General features: G+C 65.7%; 10 protein-coding genes. 7 read left to right on the forward strand and 3 right to left on the reverse strand.

Features of this window, described 5'->3' with window-relative positions; all coding sequences use genetic code 11:
* Positions 1-75: 75 nt before the first annotated feature.
* The 3 genes from ACMGFG_RS18575 to ACMGFG_RS18585 all read left to right on the forward strand — a co-directional run bounded on the left by ACMGFG_RS18575 (position 76) and on the right by ACMGFG_RS18585 (position 2,783).
* Positions 76-924 carry an alpha/beta fold hydrolase gene (locus tag ACMGFG_RS18575; RefSeq protein ID WP_436931806.1) on the forward strand — a complete coding sequence of 283 codons (849 nt, stop codon included), beginning with the start codon at positions 76-78 and terminating at the stop codon, positions 922-924.
* Positions 925-1,524: 600 nt separating this feature from the next.
* Positions 1,525-2,349: an MBL fold metallo-hydrolase gene (locus ACMGFG_RS18580; RefSeq protein ID WP_436931807.1), complete on the forward strand. Its 825-nt coding sequence runs from the start codon at positions 1,525-1,527 to the stop codon at positions 2,347-2,349.
* A gap of 68 nt (positions 2,350-2,417) precedes the next feature.
* Positions 2,418-2,783: a DUF7968 family protein gene (locus ACMGFG_RS18585; RefSeq protein WP_436931808.1), complete on the forward strand. Its 366-nt coding sequence runs from the start codon at positions 2,418-2,420 to the stop codon at positions 2,781-2,783.
* Positions 2,784-2,829: 46 nt separating this feature from the next.
* Here ACMGFG_RS18585 and ACMGFG_RS18590 read toward each other — a convergent pair whose 3' ends face one another.
* Together ACMGFG_RS18590 and ACMGFG_RS18595 are read right to left on the reverse strand one after the other, a co-directional pair.
* Positions 2,830-5,919 carry an outer membrane protein assembly factor BamB family protein gene (locus tag ACMGFG_RS18590; RefSeq protein WP_436931809.1) on the reverse strand — a complete coding sequence of 1,030 codons (3,090 nt, stop codon included), beginning with the start codon at positions 5,917-5,919 and terminating at the stop codon, positions 2,830-2,832.
* Between the two features lie 4 nt (positions 5,920-5,923).
* Positions 5,924-7,768: a hypothetical protein gene (locus ACMGFG_RS18595; protein ID WP_436931810.1), complete on the reverse strand. Its 1,845-nt coding sequence runs from the start codon at positions 7,766-7,768 to the stop codon at positions 5,924-5,926.
* Positions 7,769-8,093: 325 nt separating this feature from the next.
* On the opposite strand from ACMGFG_RS18595, the gene ACMGFG_RS18600 reads away from it, so the two are divergent.
* The 4 genes from ACMGFG_RS18600 (at position 8,094) to ACMGFG_RS18615 (ending at position 16,634) form a co-directional block, all read left to right on the forward strand.
* A complete protein-coding gene (locus ACMGFG_RS18600) occupies positions 8,094-11,474 on the forward strand; it encodes a tubulin-like doman-containing protein (RefSeq protein WP_436931811.1) in 3,381 nt (1,126 codons plus the stop codon).
* Between the two features lie 11 nt (positions 11,475-11,485).
* The gene (locus tag ACMGFG_RS18605; protein ID WP_436931812.1) at positions 11,486-12,931 is read left to right on the forward strand and encodes a hypothetical protein; all 1,446 of its coding nucleotides are present in this window, start codon (positions 11,486-11,488) and stop codon (positions 12,929-12,931) included.
* Positions 12,932-13,032: 101 nt separating this feature from the next.
* Positions 13,033-15,084, forward strand: coding sequence for a DEAD/DEAH box helicase (locus tag ACMGFG_RS18610; protein ID WP_436931813.1), 2,052 nt, complete (start codon positions 13,033-13,035; stop codon positions 15,082-15,084).
* A 293-nt stretch (positions 15,085-15,377) separates the two neighbouring features.
* The gene (locus ACMGFG_RS18615) at positions 15,378-16,634 is read left to right on the forward strand and encodes an RNA-guided endonuclease InsQ/TnpB family protein (RefSeq protein ID WP_436931814.1); all 1,257 of its coding nucleotides are present in this window, start codon (positions 15,378-15,380) and stop codon (positions 16,632-16,634) included.
* A gap of 326 nt (positions 16,635-16,960) precedes the next feature.
* Here ACMGFG_RS18615 and ACMGFG_RS18620 read toward each other — a convergent pair whose 3' ends face one another.
* Positions 16,961-17,383: a hypothetical protein gene (locus ACMGFG_RS18620; protein ID WP_436931815.1), complete on the reverse strand. Its 423-nt coding sequence runs from the start codon at positions 17,381-17,383 to the stop codon at positions 16,961-16,963.
* Positions 17,384-17,388: the final 5 nt, after the last annotated feature.

A 17,388-nucleotide genomic window follows, 5' to 3' on the forward strand; every position in this document is an offset into this window, starting at 1 on the left:
GCGCGGTCCACAGGACCACCGGTCCGCGGTTCCGGTGTCCGCACGTATTTGGGGCCGATCCGCGTAGGTGGGTCCATGCCGGTCGAGACGCGCCCGCCGGCCGACTGGACGGCGGGCCACGTGGCGGTCGCCGAGGGAGTCAGACTGCACTACGACCGCAGCGGCGGCGACGGGCCGCCGCTGGTGGTCGCCCACGGCGTCTTCGACGACGGACGCTGTCGACTCCCGCTCGCCCGCGACCTGGCCGACGACTACGACGTGATCGTCTACGACGCCCGCGGCCACGGCCAGTCGTCGGCGCCCGAATCGGGCTACGACGCCGACACGCGGGCGGCCGACCTGATCGGCCTGCTCGAAGGGCTCGGCGTCGCCGACCCGATCCTCTTCGGCCACTCGATGGGCGGCGACACCGTGCTCGCGGCCGCCGCCAACCACCCCGGCTGGCCGCGGGCCGTCGTCGCGGTCGACCCCGCGTGTCTGCTGGGCCACAACGCCGAGAATCGCGGCGACGAGCGCATGGACGAGGCGGAGGTCGAGGGGATCCGCCAGCGGGTCCTGTGGTGGCAGGACCACACCAAGGCCGAACTGCTGGAGGCCGACGACGAACTCGCCGGCCACGTCGCCGACGGCGACGAGGAACTGGCGAGCCTGCTCGCCGACGCCCGCCTGCGAGTCAGCCCGAACATCACCGAGGTGTTCACCAGCGGCTGGGTCGACCCCGAGGACGCCTTCCCCGACATCGAGGCACCGACGCTGGTCGTCCGCGCCGACGTGGACGAGGCGGCTCGCGAGCGCGACCGCGAGGCCGTCGACCTGCTCCCCGACGGGCGCCTGCTGCACGTCGACGACGCCGGCCACTGCGTCTTCCGCGACCGCCGCGCGTTCGCGACCGAACGGCTCCGGAGCTTCCTCGACGACGTCTGACCGGCGGAGCGCGGTACCACCGGCGACGGCCGACGGGACCGCCGCTGGCGACCGACTGTATGCGGTCAGGAAGCGTGTCGCGCCGCGTCCGCGGCGCGACCGGGGAGGAGTGGCGGCACACTCGCGAGCGCGCTCCGTCGCGCTCGCTACCGGCGGTCGCCGTGCTGTCCTGGTGGACTGAAAGGGCGAGGCGCGCTCGCGCCGATAGTCGCCTGAGCGGGCCACTATCCGCGCGGTGCGAGGCGCTGTGCGCCTCGAAGCGAACGGCTGTGCCGTGAGCGGGCGGTGTGGAGAGCGCGGATATCCCGCTTGGTTCGAGAGAGCGAAGCTCTCTCGTCACTGAGCGAATCGAAGATTCGCGAGGTCTGCGAGAGCTGTGCTCTCGCCCGATCCCGAAAATCTCCGATTTTCGGAGACAGCGACCGCGAGCGCGGCGAGGGCTTTCAGCGCTTGCCGTCCTCTGCGGCCACCGATACAGCTAGCGAGCGCGGCGAGGGCTTTGGGCACTCATCGCCGGTAGCTCCTCTCACCGCTAGAACGAACCGACGACAATCGCCGGCGCCCACGGCCTTTAGAGGCGGGGCGTCCTTTGGTCGGGCGATGGAAGTTACCCTCCTCGGGACCGGCGACACGACGGGGACGCCGACGCCCGGTTGCGACTGCGAGACCTGCCGGCGGGCGGTCGACCGCGGCGTCGAGCGCTCGCGGTTCTCCGTGCACGTCCGCAACGAGCGCACCGGCGAGTCGCTGCTGGTCGACACGAGCCCGGACTTCCGCCACCAGTTCCTCGGCCACGACGTGGGGCTGCCCGACGCCGCCGTGATCACCCACATCCACTTCGACCACCTCGACGGCCTCGGCCACGCCTACCGGCTGTTCGACCGCCTGCCCGTCCACGCCGCCGACGAGCGCGACCCCGAGACCGGCGAGAGCGTCGCCGAGACGGTCCGGCGGCGCTACGACTACCTCGACCAGGTCGAAGTCCTCGCCGAGACGCCGTTCGAACCGTTCGAGACCTGCGGGTTCGAGGTGACGCTCGTCCCCGTCGACCACCCGCCGCTGGTCTGCTACGGCCTCGCTATCGAGGACCCCGAGACCGGCGCGAAACTCTCGATCTCCGGCGATACGACCTACGGGGTCGGCGCGGACGCCAGGGCGGTCCTCGACGACCCGGACCTGCTACTCGCCGACGGCATCGTGACCGCCGACCTGTGCGAGCACCACCCGGCGGGCGGCAACCACTTCGACGACGAGGGCCGCGCCCGCACGTTCGGGACGAAACACATGACCGTCGAGGGCGCCGTCGCACTTGGCGAGGATCTCGACGCCGCGGAGACGCGGGTGGTCCACGTCTCCCATTTCCTCGACGCCGACCGGGCGTTCGAGGAGCCGCTGGCCGTCGACGGCGAGACGTACAGCCTCTGATCCGGGTTGGCCCGCCGGCGACGCACGCCCCCGGAAACTCCATACCGCTCGCGCTCGAACCGGGACCTATGAGCAGCCAGGCCCCCGACGAGGCGTCCGGGCCACTCGCCACCCGGGTGGTGGTGTCGTTCCCGGCCGACATCGGCCAGCACGGCCGAAACCGGATCCGCTCCGACTATTACAGGAACTACCTCACCAAGGTCCACGACGCGGCCGCCGAGGGCGACGAGTGGGACGAGTTCACCGACGTGGGCTGCTGTGGCAGCCAGATGGACGTGCCCCTCGTGGTCGAGGCGGTCGAGGGCGGCTCGCGGGTCGACGCGGACACCGAGATCGAGTACACCGAGCGCGAGGCCTGCGGGATCAACCAGGGCTGGTCCGTCCAGCACGACGAACCCGAGGCGCTGGACGGGAGTAGCGCGGACTCGGTCTGAGATGCCGTCGGTACGGCGATCCCGTTGCGCGAACCGCGGCGGACCGTCACCCCTCTTCGAGGACGTAGAGTCGTCCGTCGGCATCCGCGACGAGCAATCGCTCGCCGACAACTGTCGGACTGTGAGCCACACCGTTGGGCCGTGCCCATACGTCTAACTGGTTGCCATCGGGCGAGAAGATGCGGATAGCGCCGTTTTCCTCGGCGACGTAGAGGCGCCCGTCCCACGTCAGAGTCGGAGACCCGGCGATCGAGTAGTCGAGACTCACCGACCAGAGATGGTCCGACTTGGTGGTGTAAACCTCGATCTCGCCTTTGTGGTAACAGAGAGCAATCCGTTCGGGGGAGACGATCGGCGGAACGGTGTGCGATCGCCTGGCCTCGTCCTCGAAGGTCCCATCTCGTGAATCACTGCTGGTCGGGTCGCTGTGGAGAACGTCCATGATACCGTTGGCAGCGGCGATAAAGACCCTCTTGTTCCGGAGGACTGGCTCCGAAACCGGTGGATGGATCTGTGGCCAGTTTGTCTGCAACGGTCGTCCGCTCGACGCCGCGACCGCGAGCAGATTGGCGTCCGCGAAATAGATCTTGTCTTCGTAGACGACTGGGCGTCCGGGTCGCATGTCGTTGAACCTTTTGGTGAACTCCGATCGGTCCAACCCGAGGGACGCGGCGTACAGCCGACCGCTCCGATCGGTGAGGTAAATGTACTCTCCGGTGGGAACAGGCGACGAGACGATCCGCCCCGACACCGTTAACTGTCCCTGTCTGGTCCCGCTCCGAAGGTCGTAGGCCACGAGTCGTGGGTCTGTCTTCGCTCCCTTCCCGACAGGGACGTACACGTTCCCGTCGTGGAGACAGGGCGACGCGGTGACCGAGGAGAACTGCGTCTCCCAGTCCTTCTCGTGGGTTTCGATGTCATAGACGTAGAGACCACCGTCTCTGTCGGCAACACAGGCGAACTTGCCGTCGGAAACCGGTGGGCCGACGAACTCCGAATCGCAGAGGTCCACGCGGTGGCGTCGCTTGAGATTGGCCGGTCCAGGGTCGGACGTCGATCCCGTGTTCTGCGCGTCGTACCGGACCATCGGTGCGGACCCGGACGATCCCGAGGGCGCAGGCGTGGTCGACTTGTCGGCCACTCCACCCGATGCCGTCGCGGCGACCGACCCGTCGGACGTCGACTCCGTCCGCTGGCTCGACTGTGCCTGCGAGGACCGCCCCTCGGTCACGGGGTCCAGTTCCGACGCCGGCTCCGGGGCGTTCCCCGACGCGTTCGAACCGGCCGGTTTCCCGCCGGAGTCTTCCCTGGACTCGGTCGGCGACCGCTCGTCGTTCGGGGACCGGTTCGATTGGGAGGTATCCGGGTCGGCGCGAGTGCTCCGCTGGTCCCGTTGTTGGTTCCTGTTCCGGAGGATCTGCTTGTACTTCTGGCGCTGGGGTTTGTCGAACACGCCCTCGGACGACTCGTCGTCGAGTTTCTTCGCGGCTTCCGCGGCGACCTCCCGAATCTCCGCGTCCTCGTCGTCGATGTACTTCCAGACCTGTTCCCGAGAGGGAGTATCTTTCGTCTGGTGGATCGTGTTCGAGTACAACCGCTTGATCTCCTCGAGGCGCACATCGCGGTCGGCCTGCTGGCCCTTCGAGCCGCCGGTCGACGACGGGGGCGTAAAGAGGCGAAGCGGAAGCCGCAGGACCGAGCTCGAAGGCCAGAGTCGGCCGGCGAGAGTCCCGACCCCGTAGGCGACGTGGCCGAGGACCCACACCGCGGTGACCACGACGAGTCCATCGACGACGGGATTCCAGTTGTCGACGACCAGTTCCGTGATCGCCGACGCGGTGGCGAACAGGACGGCCGCGACGGCGGTGCCAGCGACGACTCCCAGAAGCGTCGCCGAGTGCTTCGAGACCCAGGACCGGTCCGTCGTCGACACTTCGACCCGCTGGTCGGCGAAGCCGTCGGAGAGCCGGTCGACGAGTTCGTCGGTCGACCGGGCCAGCGACTCCAGGGACTCGGCGTCGCTGACCACCTGTTCGGCCCGGCGGTCAAGTTCCTCCGGGAACGGCGACGGGCTGAGCAGCGACCGGAGCCGCGAGAACGCGCGCCGAAGGGGGACTCTCACCCGCCGCTTGAGCACGACGGTAACCAGCAGGAACGCCAGCAGCGGTCCGACGAGTTGCCAGTTGGCCGCCGTGAACTCGACCGTGGGAACGGCCGGCGGGAGGTGGGGCGGGAACGTGTACGTGATCGAGTCGGTCGCGAGCGACGCCAGCTCGGTGAACGAACCGCGCCACGTGGCGTAGCCGAGACCGGCGACGAGCGCGACGGCGAACGCGAGCAGCCCCGTCTTGGCGACGCCCTCCCAGTTCACGCCCTGGTCGACTTTCTGGCGGACGGTCACCGGGAACGCCTCGTCGAACCCCTGGCGTTCGAGGGCCGCCACGACTCCGGCGGCCGATCGGTGCCCGGACAGTTTCTCGCCGGCCGCCGAGACGAGCGCGTCGACCGACTTCGACAGCTCGTCCGTCGCATCGGCCACCTTCCAGTCCCGCCTGGCGTCCGCCGCCTGTCCGGTCAGCCGGATGCCGTCGAACTGGTCGTTGGGCTCGATGTAGATGTCCGCGTCGGTGTCGAACTGCGACGGCGGCTGCCGACAGATCGCGTAGCTCCGGTCGTCCCCGTAGCGGTCGTAGAAGTATCGGAACAGACGGACCGCCGTCAGCTCGTCCGGGGCGGCGAAGCTGAGGGTCCCGCAGTGGTCGAGCAGGTCGTCGGCCAGGTCGTCGGATATCGGTGGACCGGTCGGGTCCGCGGACGTGAGGTTGTCGAAGACGACCTGGCCGCCGCTGGTGCCCTCTCTGATGGACCAGTCCCGGCCTTCGACGGCCTCGCGCACTCGTTGCTGGAATTCGTCGAGGCCTGTCGACCCATCGGTCTCGTACGTGGCGATGAACTGTTCGGGATCGGACCGGTATACGTTGACGAACGACCAGACATACCCCGAAGACGGGTCGTACTCCAGCAGCAGTCCCGCATTGAAGTCGTCGACGACGGAGGTATCGATCTGTTCGGTTGTTCGCTGACCGGTCGTGTGAACAACCTCGCCGGTAGGGCCGGGATGGAGTTTCAGCGGCATCGGATCACCCGTGGATCCGTCTGAGTAGCTGGATCGACCCCTGGAAGATCGTCTTCGGCACGTTGCGCGTCTTGATCAGCAGTTCGCCCGCGTCGTTGCGGTGTTCGGTCTCGATGAAGTACCACGTCGGACAGACGGCCCCGTCGTTTTCCGTGTGATCGAGTAAGTCGTTGACGACGTCAGCGTCGGCTTCCAGTACCTCTTGGGTGATGTGTGCCGCGAAGGGGGCGTACTCGTCGTCGACCGCGATGGGGAAGCTCTGGTCCTCCTCGACGCTCGCCTCCTGGTAGTCATTCCAGACGTAGTCCGCCTTCGTCGCAACCACGAAACACTGCTTGTCGCTGTAGGTGCGAGCCAGGTCGCGGTAGTACTGCAGATATCCTTTGTCTTCGCTCCGGTGGGACGGTGGGTACTCCGGATACATTCGGCCGCTCCGTTCCCACCGGAGCCAGCCCGTCTCGGCCCCTGACGGAATGCACTCGATCTCGTTTCGCACCTCGTCGTCAATATTCGAGATGGCAACGACGTTAGGGACGCTTTCGCTGAATCGCTCGTCCGGCCGATCAGTCTGAGGAGCGATGTACTCGAGGTCGAGGTACTCGCGATGATTCCCCCGTTCCACGACCGGCGCGAGGAAGTCGTCCATCGGGACCGTGAACAGGAGCGTGTCGGACTGTTCGATCTGGTCTTCGACCCGCTCGGCGAGCCCGTCCCCCGAGGTGCCCCGAATCGCCCCGCCGTCCGTCACCGCTTCGTCGGCATTCGCCTCCGGGGTGTCTTCGGAGTCATCATCGTCCGAATCGGTATCCCGAACGGATATCGAGTCGGTATCCCGTCGGGCCCCGTCAGTCCCGTCGGCCGACTCCTCGTCTCTGAGGAGGTGCTGACAGATGTCGTTCAACCGCTCACCGGGGTAGTCGTACGTCTCGAACTCGAATTGCTTCGGGAACAGGCCCGGAGCGTACTTGTACGCGAATCGCAATTTATCGTCATCCCCCTTCTCATTCGGGTCCGGCCAGCGGCCGTCCTTGATGCTGTCACGCGCCCGGTTGATCGGCGACACGGTCGTTCCGGCGTTCTCGTTCATCGCCGCGCTGTCGATGACGTCCTCGACGGCGGCCTTCGTGCCGCCGAACGCGGCCGTCTTTCCGCTCCGTGCCGGGCCCATCATCATCACCTTCTGGTTGGCCTGGAAGTTCGCGAACTGCTTGAGCGAGAAGAGCAACACGCCGATGACGGCGATGTCCTGCAGGATCGCCGCGAGGTCGAACCCGTAGAAGTACACCTGCCGGGCGACGAACCCGCCGTCGACGACCTGGATGGGGCTCCGGTAGCGGAGGTGCGCTTCCACGAACACGACGGCCAGCACGGCCGCGACCGCCCACCAGACGCGGTTGACGGCGTCGTCGAGGACGACCCGGTTGCCCTCGAACAGGTCGGTCCACTCCTCGCTTCGCATTCCGCCGTACCACAGGCCGGCGGCCACGGAGGCGACGAGACCGAGGAAGGCGAGTACGTTCGCCTGGGAGGCGACCATATCGAGGAAGACACCGTTGACGGCGAGAAAGACCGCCGCGGGGAAGAACCCGAACAGGAAGACGAGCACGCCCTTCCCGCGACGGTACGAGTCGAAGAGGAACGTCCCGAACAGCCCGACGAAAAAGCCCGCGAGCACGACGTAGACGACGACCGCGGGAACGCCGAACTCGGGAAAGACACCGGCGATAATTCCCTTCGTGACACCGCCTTTGTTCCACCAGCGGATGAACATCCTCGATACGAACACGGCGGAAGCGAGGAAAGCGAGGAAGTAGCCGATGAGTTCCACCCAGTCCCATAACACGAACACGCTCCTATCTCGCAAGGAAGAGACCCGATCTTGGACGCCCATAGGACCATTAATGGTCGATTCCGTGTAATTACGGTTACGATTACAGTCCATGTTGCCGACGGATCGGGTGATCTCACCGGATCCTGAACAGTCGTCGACTCCGGACAGTCCGGGCGTCCGGAGGGATCGAACGGCGAGGCCCGTGCGATCCGGGAACCTGAGGTGTCTCCCCGACCGGCGGGCTGTACCGACCGTTCGTCCGGAGGAACGGCGCCGCCGTCTGTCCGCAATCGGTGAGTACACCACAATTGATTTATAAGATAATTACAAGTGTTAGTGCCATATGGCGGCACAAGAAGCCGACAGTCGGGTGACGGTCCCGGACACGATTATCGGGATCGGGAACGCCGGGAAACAGGTGGTCTACACGCTCCTCGAACAGGACTGGGTGCTCGAGGACGCGCTGAAGCCGCGAGAGGCCGACAGCAACCCGAGTATCGACCCCGTGGTGATCGATACGGTGACCGGGGCCGAGCAGGACGACGACGTCGAACGTATCAGCTCGATAAACGACGAGATCGAAAAGAAACTCGGCGAGTACGGAAACAACGCGACGACGGAACTCGAATACATCAACCCGATCGAGGAGACCGACCAGCGGTACACGAGCGCGCACGGCCTGACGTTCCCGGGGACGGTGGCGGACATCGCGACCGAGGCCAACCTCAAGGCGTGGTGGTTCGACCAGAACCCGGAGCTGCTCGACGAGAACGAGAACTACAGCGAGGGCGTCATCAGGCGGCGGGCGCTGAGCAAGGCGCTGTACCACGCGAGTCAGGCGGGGACGGGGACGGACCCGCTCTCGAGGGTCGTCAACAAGGCGGGGAACTCGAACAAGGTGTACATCGTCGTCGGGCTCGGCGGCGGAACGGGATCGGGGATGTTCCTCGACCTCGCCAAGCGCATCAACGAGACCCACGGTGCCACGGACGTCGAGCTGTTCGGCGTGCTCCCGGGGCCGCGCGAGGAGAACGACACGCGGGCCAACGCCCACGCGGCGCTCTCGGAGATCGAGTACGTGAGCCTCACCCAGAGCGACCCGTTCCAGAACGTCGTCTTGGTGCCCTACGGGCCGTCGAGCGACGACGACCTGTTCGAGGAGGCGGTGGGGTACGCGATGATCGCTCACCGAAATCTCGAATCGAACCACCGAAACAAGCTCAACAACAACAACGACAACCGCGGCCCGGCGAGCTACGCGCCGTTCACGGTGTGTTCACCTCGGATCCTCCGGTACAACGCGAAGGGCGTCACCGAGGCCAAGGAGGCCGTCGAGGAGTTCCGCAAGGAGAAACAGGCCGCCCTCGAGACGGAACTGGACCTCTACGACGCCGCCATCGAGTCCATCACCGACAACTTCGACACCGCCGGCGAACAGCTCGAGGCCGGCCTCGCTCAGGACGGCCACGCGACACACGACCTCTACAACCTCGACGGTGAGGAGGCACGCCGGGCGCGGGACCGACTGGACGAGTTCGAGCAGCTGCTCGAAGACCAGGCGTTCGACGACCTCGACTACCAGGCGCACGAGGACCTCCTGTCCGACCTCCGGGACGCGATCGACAACGCCGAGAACGGGCTCACCGACGATATGTCCGCCCGGGAACAGCGCGAGGAAGTCGTCGAGACGGCGGCGAGCAGCGTCGACCTGCTCGACCCGGTCGAGGAGCTGTACGCCGGCGAGGAGAAAGACCGGGAGCTCGCGAGAGTGCTCCGCGACGAGCTCCGGGCGATCAAGCGGCGCACGGAGATCCTGAAGGCCCTCCACGTGATCGAGTCCGAGCCGATACGCGAGGGGTTCCGGATCGCGCTCGACGCGGATCAGGGGTTCGCCGCCGCGGGCGACCTCAACAGCGAGTGGCAGAGCGTCGTCGAGGACATCGACCGGCTCGAGGAGGAGATGGCGGACCTGGAGGAACTGCGCGAGGCGCTGGCAGACGAGCGCGACGAAGCGATCGAGGGCTGGCGGGCGTCGGTCGAGGACGACATCTCGTATCTGATCGACGTCGACACGCGCCGTCAGCGTCTCGAAGACCGACTGTCGGATCTGAACGACAAGATCATCGACGCCACGGACACGATCGACAACGCGCACAACCCGAAACAGGTCCCCGACGACCCGCTCGATTTCTCCGGGTTCGACGCGATCAATCAGGACTTCGAGGCGCTCGGTCTCGAGAACAGAACGGTCGACGAGGACACCATCACCGCGTCCCTGCAGGGGCTCGCGGAGATGAAACGCGTCTGGTTGATGGCCGACGAGGAGGGCGGCTTCCTCGACGCGCTCGGTGACATCTTCGGCCCCGACGCCGAGGAAGAGCTCGAGGACAGGTTCTACGCGGCCCGCCAGAACGTCGACCAGAACCTGTTCCGGGTTCCGTCGGAGTTCGACTCGCTGTCGTTCGACTGCGAGTTCCTCGACGAGGACAACATCAAAAACCGGGCCAGCGCGCTCACCAAGGAACGCCGCCAGCGGGTCGACGACATCGTCAACGAACTCGACCGGGGGGTCAAACGGCCGAACTTCGACCTCGAAGGGCTGGTGGCGGCCGACTCGTCGGTCGTCGAGTCGGTGGAGGTCCCCGGGGTCGGCCGGTCCGAGGACTTCTACGCCGACCAGCTCCGCAAGGAGCTCTCCGACGACCTCTCCGAGGCCCACCCCGCCTCCATCCTCGACGAGCTCTGCCGGGACGGCGGGCGACCCGACGTGAGCTCGAGCGGGATCGTCTTCCAGGCGTTCGACACCTCGTTCGTCGCGCCCGTCGAAACGGAGATCGAGCGCCGGACGGAACGGCTGGAAGAGCTGGAGAGCGAGGAACAGCAGTACCAGCGCGTCCGGGGTCTCATCCGCAACGAGGGGTCGGACTTCACCGAGGACGGGACCGGCCCCGACGACATCGAGATGTCGTTCGACGGCGCCGACGAGGCGTCCTACGCGTACCACCGGATACTCGACCCGGAGGAGAAAGGACGGCTTCTCACGTCGGACGACATCGTCGAAGCGAACCTCTACGAGAGGGAGAACAAAAAGATCGAGACCAACCTGGTCGAGCAGGCCGAGGAGGTCGGGAACCTCGGCGGGTCGCTTCCCCTCAACGTCGGGCAGATCGAAAACGAAGGTGAGACGAACGAGGCGTCACGGGACGACGACGGGGTGTACATGAACCATCGGGTCTATCCCGTGTACCTGAGTCGTGCGCTCGAAAAAGACGAGAGCGGCGATCCGTACTTCGAGGATGTCCACGAGAGCCTCGTCGAGAACGGCGTCTACGTCGAGGGGAACAGAGAGGGCTACCACCCCAGCAAGGTCGGCAACGCCAATCCGTGGGACTTCGCGATGGTCCCGTTCGTCGGCGGCGTCTTCCTCGACAACCTGAGCCTCGTCTCCCAGCCGGGTAACGGCTACCTGAGCACCTACGAGACGGAGCGGTCCGACAAGCGCGACAACATCCGCATCAGGCACACGCACGCGCTCGACGGACTGGACGACTACCACGACTGGAGCGCCAGCGGCCGCGGCGGGTACGTCGTCCGTGACGAGGTCGTGAACATGGGGACGCCGGAACACGACATGTTCGTCACCGAGGACGAGGCGACGGTCATCGACGAACTGATCGCGCGACACCGGTTCACCGAGTTCGACAGTACCGTGGACCTGGAGTGACCAGCGAGGACATGGGAGACACTGCAGAGACGTCGCTCCGTCGACGGCGGGACGGCATCGACGCGGTGCTGCTCGCCGTCTCGGCACTGCTCGTCGGGGTCACGAGCGCGGTCCTGGCGCGGATGCTGGTCGATGCCTGGGACAGCGGCGGCATCGTCTACGGTGCGGTGACCGGAACCCTCGGCGCGCTGGGCCTCTCGAAGGCCGCGGCCGTCGCGACCGTCGTCGGGTTCGTCGTCACGCTGTTCCTGTTTTTCCTGCTGGACTCGTCGAAGCAGATGCAGGCGCTGACGCTCGTGCCGCTGTTCCCCGTCTTCTACGTCGCGGTGACGGGAGAGGGCAGGTGGTACGCGATCCAGTGGGGGGCCCAGGTTCCGTTTCTCGCGGCCGGTCTGCTCGTCGGGGCGGCGGTCGCGCTCGCCGGACGGAACGTCTCCGGCAACGTCAGGGAGTTCCCCGCCGCGGCGAACGGACTCCACGTCGTGCTCGCGGGCGTCGCGGCGGTCGGGTTTCTCGAGTACCACCTGGCGTCGGGCGCGGCGGTCGTCGAGACACGGTACCTGTGGCGCGACCTCGGAGCGGTCCTGGTCGTGGCAGTCCTCCTCGGCTCGTTCACACGGTACCGGAATCCCGTCACGATGGTCATCGTCTCGGCTGACAGCGATGGGATCACGGAGGCCAACGTCACCGGCGGGCTGTACCAGACGGTGCGACGGATCTACGGCGACGCCGCCGTGACGACCGAGAGTCACGAGTGGCTGCTGCGGGCGTCCAATGTCAGTTCCAGGGAGGACCTGCCGGATGTCGTGAACCCGGGTGACCGGAACGATCGCGAGGACGGTACCAGGCGGGGATTCCAGTTCCGGCCGGACGGCTGGTTCAGTCAGACGGTCGCCGTCGGGGCTCGGGCACTCCCCGCGGCCCGGTTCACGGAGTACCACTTCAACGCGATCGACGATGCGGTTGCCGCTCGCAACCGAACGAGAAATCGCCTCGTCGACCGGACGAAACGATACCTGCGGCTGGCTGTTCCGAAAGCGACCCCGGACGGGACCGGCACCGATCGTCGGATACACAACGCCGTCCTCGGGGCGGATGTCGTGGTGTGTGCGGTCCACTACCCGGACATCGCGACGAACGACGGTGCCGTCGAGACGTTCGCGCGACTGTACCGGAGCTTCGAGGACGACTCCCGGACACGGCTGCTCTTCGTCGTGACCGGCGGGAGCACGGCCATGGACAAGTACACAGCCGAGGAGGGGGGTCCCCGGGTACCGCTCTACGACACCGAATTCAGGTCGTTCGTCCGGGACGCTCTCCTGGAGGGGTCCGACGCGTGGAGGGGAAAGCGGCCCGACGACGAGGACATCGTGGTTGTCGACCGCGAAGAGAGCGACGACGCGGAGACCGCCTCACGGCTCAAAGGGTCCAAGCGCGTCCTCAAAACACTGTTCTGAGTGCTCCGCGGTCGGCGAAGGGGAACGGCCCCGCCGTCCGGCCGGCACGCCGCTCGCTGCAGTCCGAACGGCTCAAATACCTGCCGAACCGACGGAGGACCGTGTCACAGCAGGTCGGCGAGGTCGGGACGCTGTTCCTCCACGAGTACGGCGACGACGTTCGCGTCGCCGTCGTCAGGGATGGACAGCGGCGGCTCCACGCGATACTGGAACTCAAGGAGACCGGCGCCGGGCCGCGACCCGCCCGGCTCCGCGTGAAGCAGGGGACCGACGAGGAGCCCCGCCCGCCGGATCTCTTCGTCGAACTCGCCCGCTCGGCCTCGCGCATCCGCATCTCCGAGCAGACCTCTCCCGAGGTTCGCCGCCGGCTGCAGGAACTGCTCGACGCCTACCAGCTGGAGGCGAAGGCCGTCCGCACCTGCCGCTACTGCGCCAGCGAGGGCCACTACTCCCCCATCACCTCGGAGACGGCCATCGAGGCCGACGGCGAGTACATCTGCCCCGACTGCGCGAAGGCGGAACTCGACCGCGAGCTCGCCTACAAGGGCGAGATCACCAGCGGCGCCCGCGACCGGCTCTACGACCTCCTCACCGAGGTCCAGGACCTCGACCGCGTATCCAATCTCCTGAAGGGCGACCTGGACCCCGACCTCACCAAGTTCGACGAGATCTCCGCGACCGTCGACGAGGTCGACCCCGTCCCCGTGGACTCGCTGGATCTCCACCCGGGCATCCAGGACCACCTCGAATCGCGGTTCGACACGCTCCTGCCGGTCCAGAGCCTCGCCGTCGAGAACGGCGCCACCGAAGGCCAGGACCAGCTGGTCGTCAGCGCGACCGCGACCGGGAAGACGCTCATCGGCGAGATGGCCGGTCTCGACCGCGTGCTCAACGGGGAAGGGAAGATGCTCTTCCTCGTCCCGCTCGTGGCGCTGGCCAACCAGAAACACGAGTCCTTCGAGGAACGGTACGGCGACATGGTCGACGTGTCCCTCCGAGTCGGTGCCAGCCGCATCAACGACGGCGGCGGCCGCTTCGACCCCGGCGCCGACGTGATCGTCGGTACCTACGAGGGCATCGACCACGCGCTGCGGACCGGCAAGGACCTGGGCAACATCGGGACCGTGGTCATCGACGAGGTTCACACCCTCGGCGAGGACGAGCGGGGCCACCGCCTCGACGGCCTGATCTCGCGGCTCAAGTACTACTGCGGGGAGCTGTCGGACAACGCCAGCACCGACGGCACCCAGTGGATCTACCTCTCGGCGACCGTCGGCAACCCCGGTGACCTGGCCGAGCAGCTGCGCGCCCAGCTCATCGAGTTCGAGGAGCGGCCCGTCCCCATCGAACGCCACGTCACCTTCGCCGACGGCCGCGAGAAGATGGGGATCGAGAACAAGCTCGTCCGCCGCGCGTTCGACACGAAGTCGTCGAAGGGCTACCGCGGCCAGACGATCATCTTCACGAACTCCCGGCGACGCTGCCACGAAATATCTCGCAAACTGGAGTACGATTCGGCCCCCTACCACGCCGGGCTGGACCACCGCCGGCGCAAGAAGGTCGAGCGACAGTTCGCCGACCAGGACCTCGCCGCGGTCGTGACGACCGCCGCGCTCGCCGCGGGGGTCGACTTCCCGGCCTCGCAGGTGATCTTCGACTCGCTGGCGATGGGCATCGAGTGGCTCACTGTCCAGGAGTTCCACCAGATGCTCGGCCGCGCGGGGCGGCCCGACTACCACGACAAGGGGACCGTCTACGTCCTCGTCGAGCCCGACGGCAACTACCACAACAGCCAGGAGATGAGCGAGGACGAGGTGGCGTTCAAGCTCCTGAAAGGCGAGATGGACCCCGTCATCACCCGCTACGACGAGGGCGCGGCCGTCGAGGAGACGCTCGCCAACGTCACCGTCGGCGGGAAACACGCCAAGCGGCTCAACGACCGGATGATCGGCGAGGTACCCACGAAACACGCGATCGGCAAGCTGCTGGAGTACGAGTTCATCGACGGGCTGGAACCGACGCCGATGGGCCGCGCCGTGACCTCCCACTTCCTCTCGCCCGACGACGCGTTCCTGCTGCTCGACGGCATCCGCAAGGGCGACGATCCGTACGACATCGTCGGCACGATGGAACTGCGCGACGACGAGCGCTGACTGGTACTTTCGTCAGTTGGTATCTGAGGCGTAGCCCGGGCTGATAGACGGGCCCACGCGTATCCAGGGAGCGGCGCTACCCGTGACGACGACCGACCATTACGGTCGTTCGAGCACGCACACCCGGCATTTCGGGGTTTTATAAATAGCAAGGAGAATACCCGCGCCTTGAGGCGCGGGATGAATCCAACACTCTGACCGCCAATCCACCGACGACACTCCAGTCGGATATTCCACGCCCGGTCGTTGATTTTAATACTTATCTTACTATAACACGTTATGAGCACAGTTCGATGCTGGAGACGACCCGCACCTACGTCGCACGCATCACGAACCACAGTCAGGTTCGTGACGACCTCGATCAGTGCGGGTTCTCCGCATCCAAACTGTGGAACGTCGGACGCTACTACATCCAAGGACGGTGGGACGAAGACGGTGAGATCCCCGACGAAGCCGAGTTGAAATCGGAGTTGAAAGACCACGAACGCTATAGTGACCTGCATTCTCAGTCAAGTCAGCGAGTTCTCGAAGAACTTGCTGAGGCGTTCAACGGTTGGTACAACTCCGACGACGGCAACAACCCACCCGGCTATCGGAAACGTGGCGACCGACACCCCCGCTCCACCGTCACGTGGAAGAAACGGGCTATCAAGCACGACGAGAAGCACGGCCAACTCCGGCTCTCGAAAGGGTTTAACCTGAAAGATAGCCGGTCGGACTTCATCCTCGCCGAGTACGAAACCCGTCCCGATGTAGAAGTCGAGAACATCCAGCAGGTGCGTGCCGTCTGGAACGGGGACAAGTGGGAACTCCACCTCGTCTGCAAGAAAGAGATTCCAGTCGAAAACGCGCCGGGGGACAACACGGCGGGTATTGACCTCGGTATCAGCAACTACCTCGCCATCGACTACGAAGACGGGGCGAGCGAGCTGTATCCGGGGAACGTGCTGAAAGAGGACAAGCACTACTTCACCCGCGAGGAGTACCAGACCGAAGGCGAGAACGGCCCGTCGAAGCGAGCGCGGAAGGCTCGCCGGAAACTCTCCCGACGCAAAGACCACTTCCTCCACACACTCTCGAAGCACATCGTTGAGCGGTGTGTCGAAGAGGGCGTGGAGAAGATAGCGGTTGGCGACCTCAGTGACATCCGCGAAGACGAGAACGGCGACTCGCGGAACTGGGGTCGATCGGGGAACAAGAAACTCCACGGCTGGGAGTTCGACCGCTTCGTCCGTCTGCTCGAATACAAGGCCGAGGAACACGGCATCCTCGTTGACCGCGTGGACGAGGAGAACACGTCGAAGACGTGTTCGTGTTGCGGGCAGATCCGGGACAGTAACCGCGTAGAGCGCGGGTTGTATATCTGCTCGTCGTGCGAAACGACGATGAACGCGGACGTAAACGGTGCGGTGAATATCCGACGAAAGATAACTCAGAGTCCCCCGACGGGGGATATGAGTAACGGCTGGTTGGCACAGCCCGGAGTCTTCCTGTTCGACCGCGAGAGCGGACGGTTCACACCGAGAGAACAGGGAGACTGCAAACCCTAATATCCCAACGCTCGGGATTCCTCCGCCTTCAGGCGGAGGAGGATGTCAACTCTGGCGGGGCGAGCTTGTTGCCCTGAAATGAAAGGAATATAGGCGTACAATCCATATTTCTGCCATGACGATCGAAGTCAAGGGGTACGAAGTACTCCTTCTCTACTATTTATTGATAAGTGCTCTCATTGCTTGGTATACGAGAGACTACCATTCCAACGGGACGCTCATTTACATTCTATTAACCATCGGGGCGCTTTCGCTTGTCTATCTCAGACAGAAGGGTCCAAAGTCGGTGCAACGGTTGCTCAGTCTCTCGGACGACCAGTGAGGCTTCACCCGCTTTTCCCATTTGCCGGAGAGACGTGAGACATTCGAGACACTCCTCGACGAACTCCGCCTTCTCGACCATCGCCTCGACGCGCTCGGGGCCGTGCGGGTCCGACATCGGTCACGTCCCGCGCTCGACCGACCCGCGGGTCGGGGTCGTCCACGAGCGAGAGGTCGACGTCGTTGCGGTCGAGCGCCACGGAGAGCTCGGCCAGCAGCGAGGAGCGTCTCGCCGGGGTCGTCGACGGACGCCTCGAACTCCACGGCGAGTCCACGTCGCTGCTGGCGTCCGCGACGCCGGTGACCTGCGAGCCGAACAAAACCGCCAGACGGACGGGATATCGATCGATAACCGTCCGGATCCGGTCGATGTCGACCCCTCGCTTCGACCGCTCCGACAGATCGGTGGGCGACTCCCGCTCGCTCATCGCAC

It is taken from the genome of Halosimplex halobium, assembly GCF_051414055.1.
GTDB lineage: Archaea > Halobacteriota > Halobacteria > Halobacteriales > Haloarculaceae > Halosimplex > Halosimplex halobium.

Coding starts and splice junctions, on each gene's coding strand:
- ACMGFG_RS18575 (WP_436931806.1), top strand. CDS start 76: ATGCCGGTCGAGACGCGCCCGCCGGCCGACTGGACGGCGGGCCACGTG.
- ACMGFG_RS18580 (WP_436931807.1), top strand. CDS start 1,525: ATGGAAGTTACCCTCCTCGGGACCGGCGACACGACGGGGACGCCGACG.
- ACMGFG_RS18585 (WP_436931808.1), top strand. CDS start 2,418: ATGAGCAGCCAGGCCCCCGACGAGGCGTCCGGGCCACTCGCCACCCGG.
- ACMGFG_RS18590 (WP_436931809.1), bottom strand. CDS start 5,919: ATGCCGCTGAAACTCCATCCCGGCCCTACCGGCGAGGTTGTTCACACG.
- ACMGFG_RS18600 (WP_436931811.1), top strand. CDS start 8,094: ATGGCGGCACAAGAAGCCGACAGTCGGGTGACGGTCCCGGACACGATT.
- ACMGFG_RS18605 (WP_436931812.1), top strand. CDS start 11,486: ATGGGAGACACTGCAGAGACGTCGCTCCGTCGACGGCGGGACGGCATC.
- ACMGFG_RS18615 (WP_436931814.1), top strand. CDS start 15,378: ATGCTGGAGACGACCCGCACCTACGTCGCACGCATCACGAACCACAGT.
- ACMGFG_RS18620 (WP_436931815.1), bottom strand. CDS start 17,383: ATGAGCGAGCGGGAGTCGCCCACCGATCTGTCGGAGCGGTCGAAGCGA.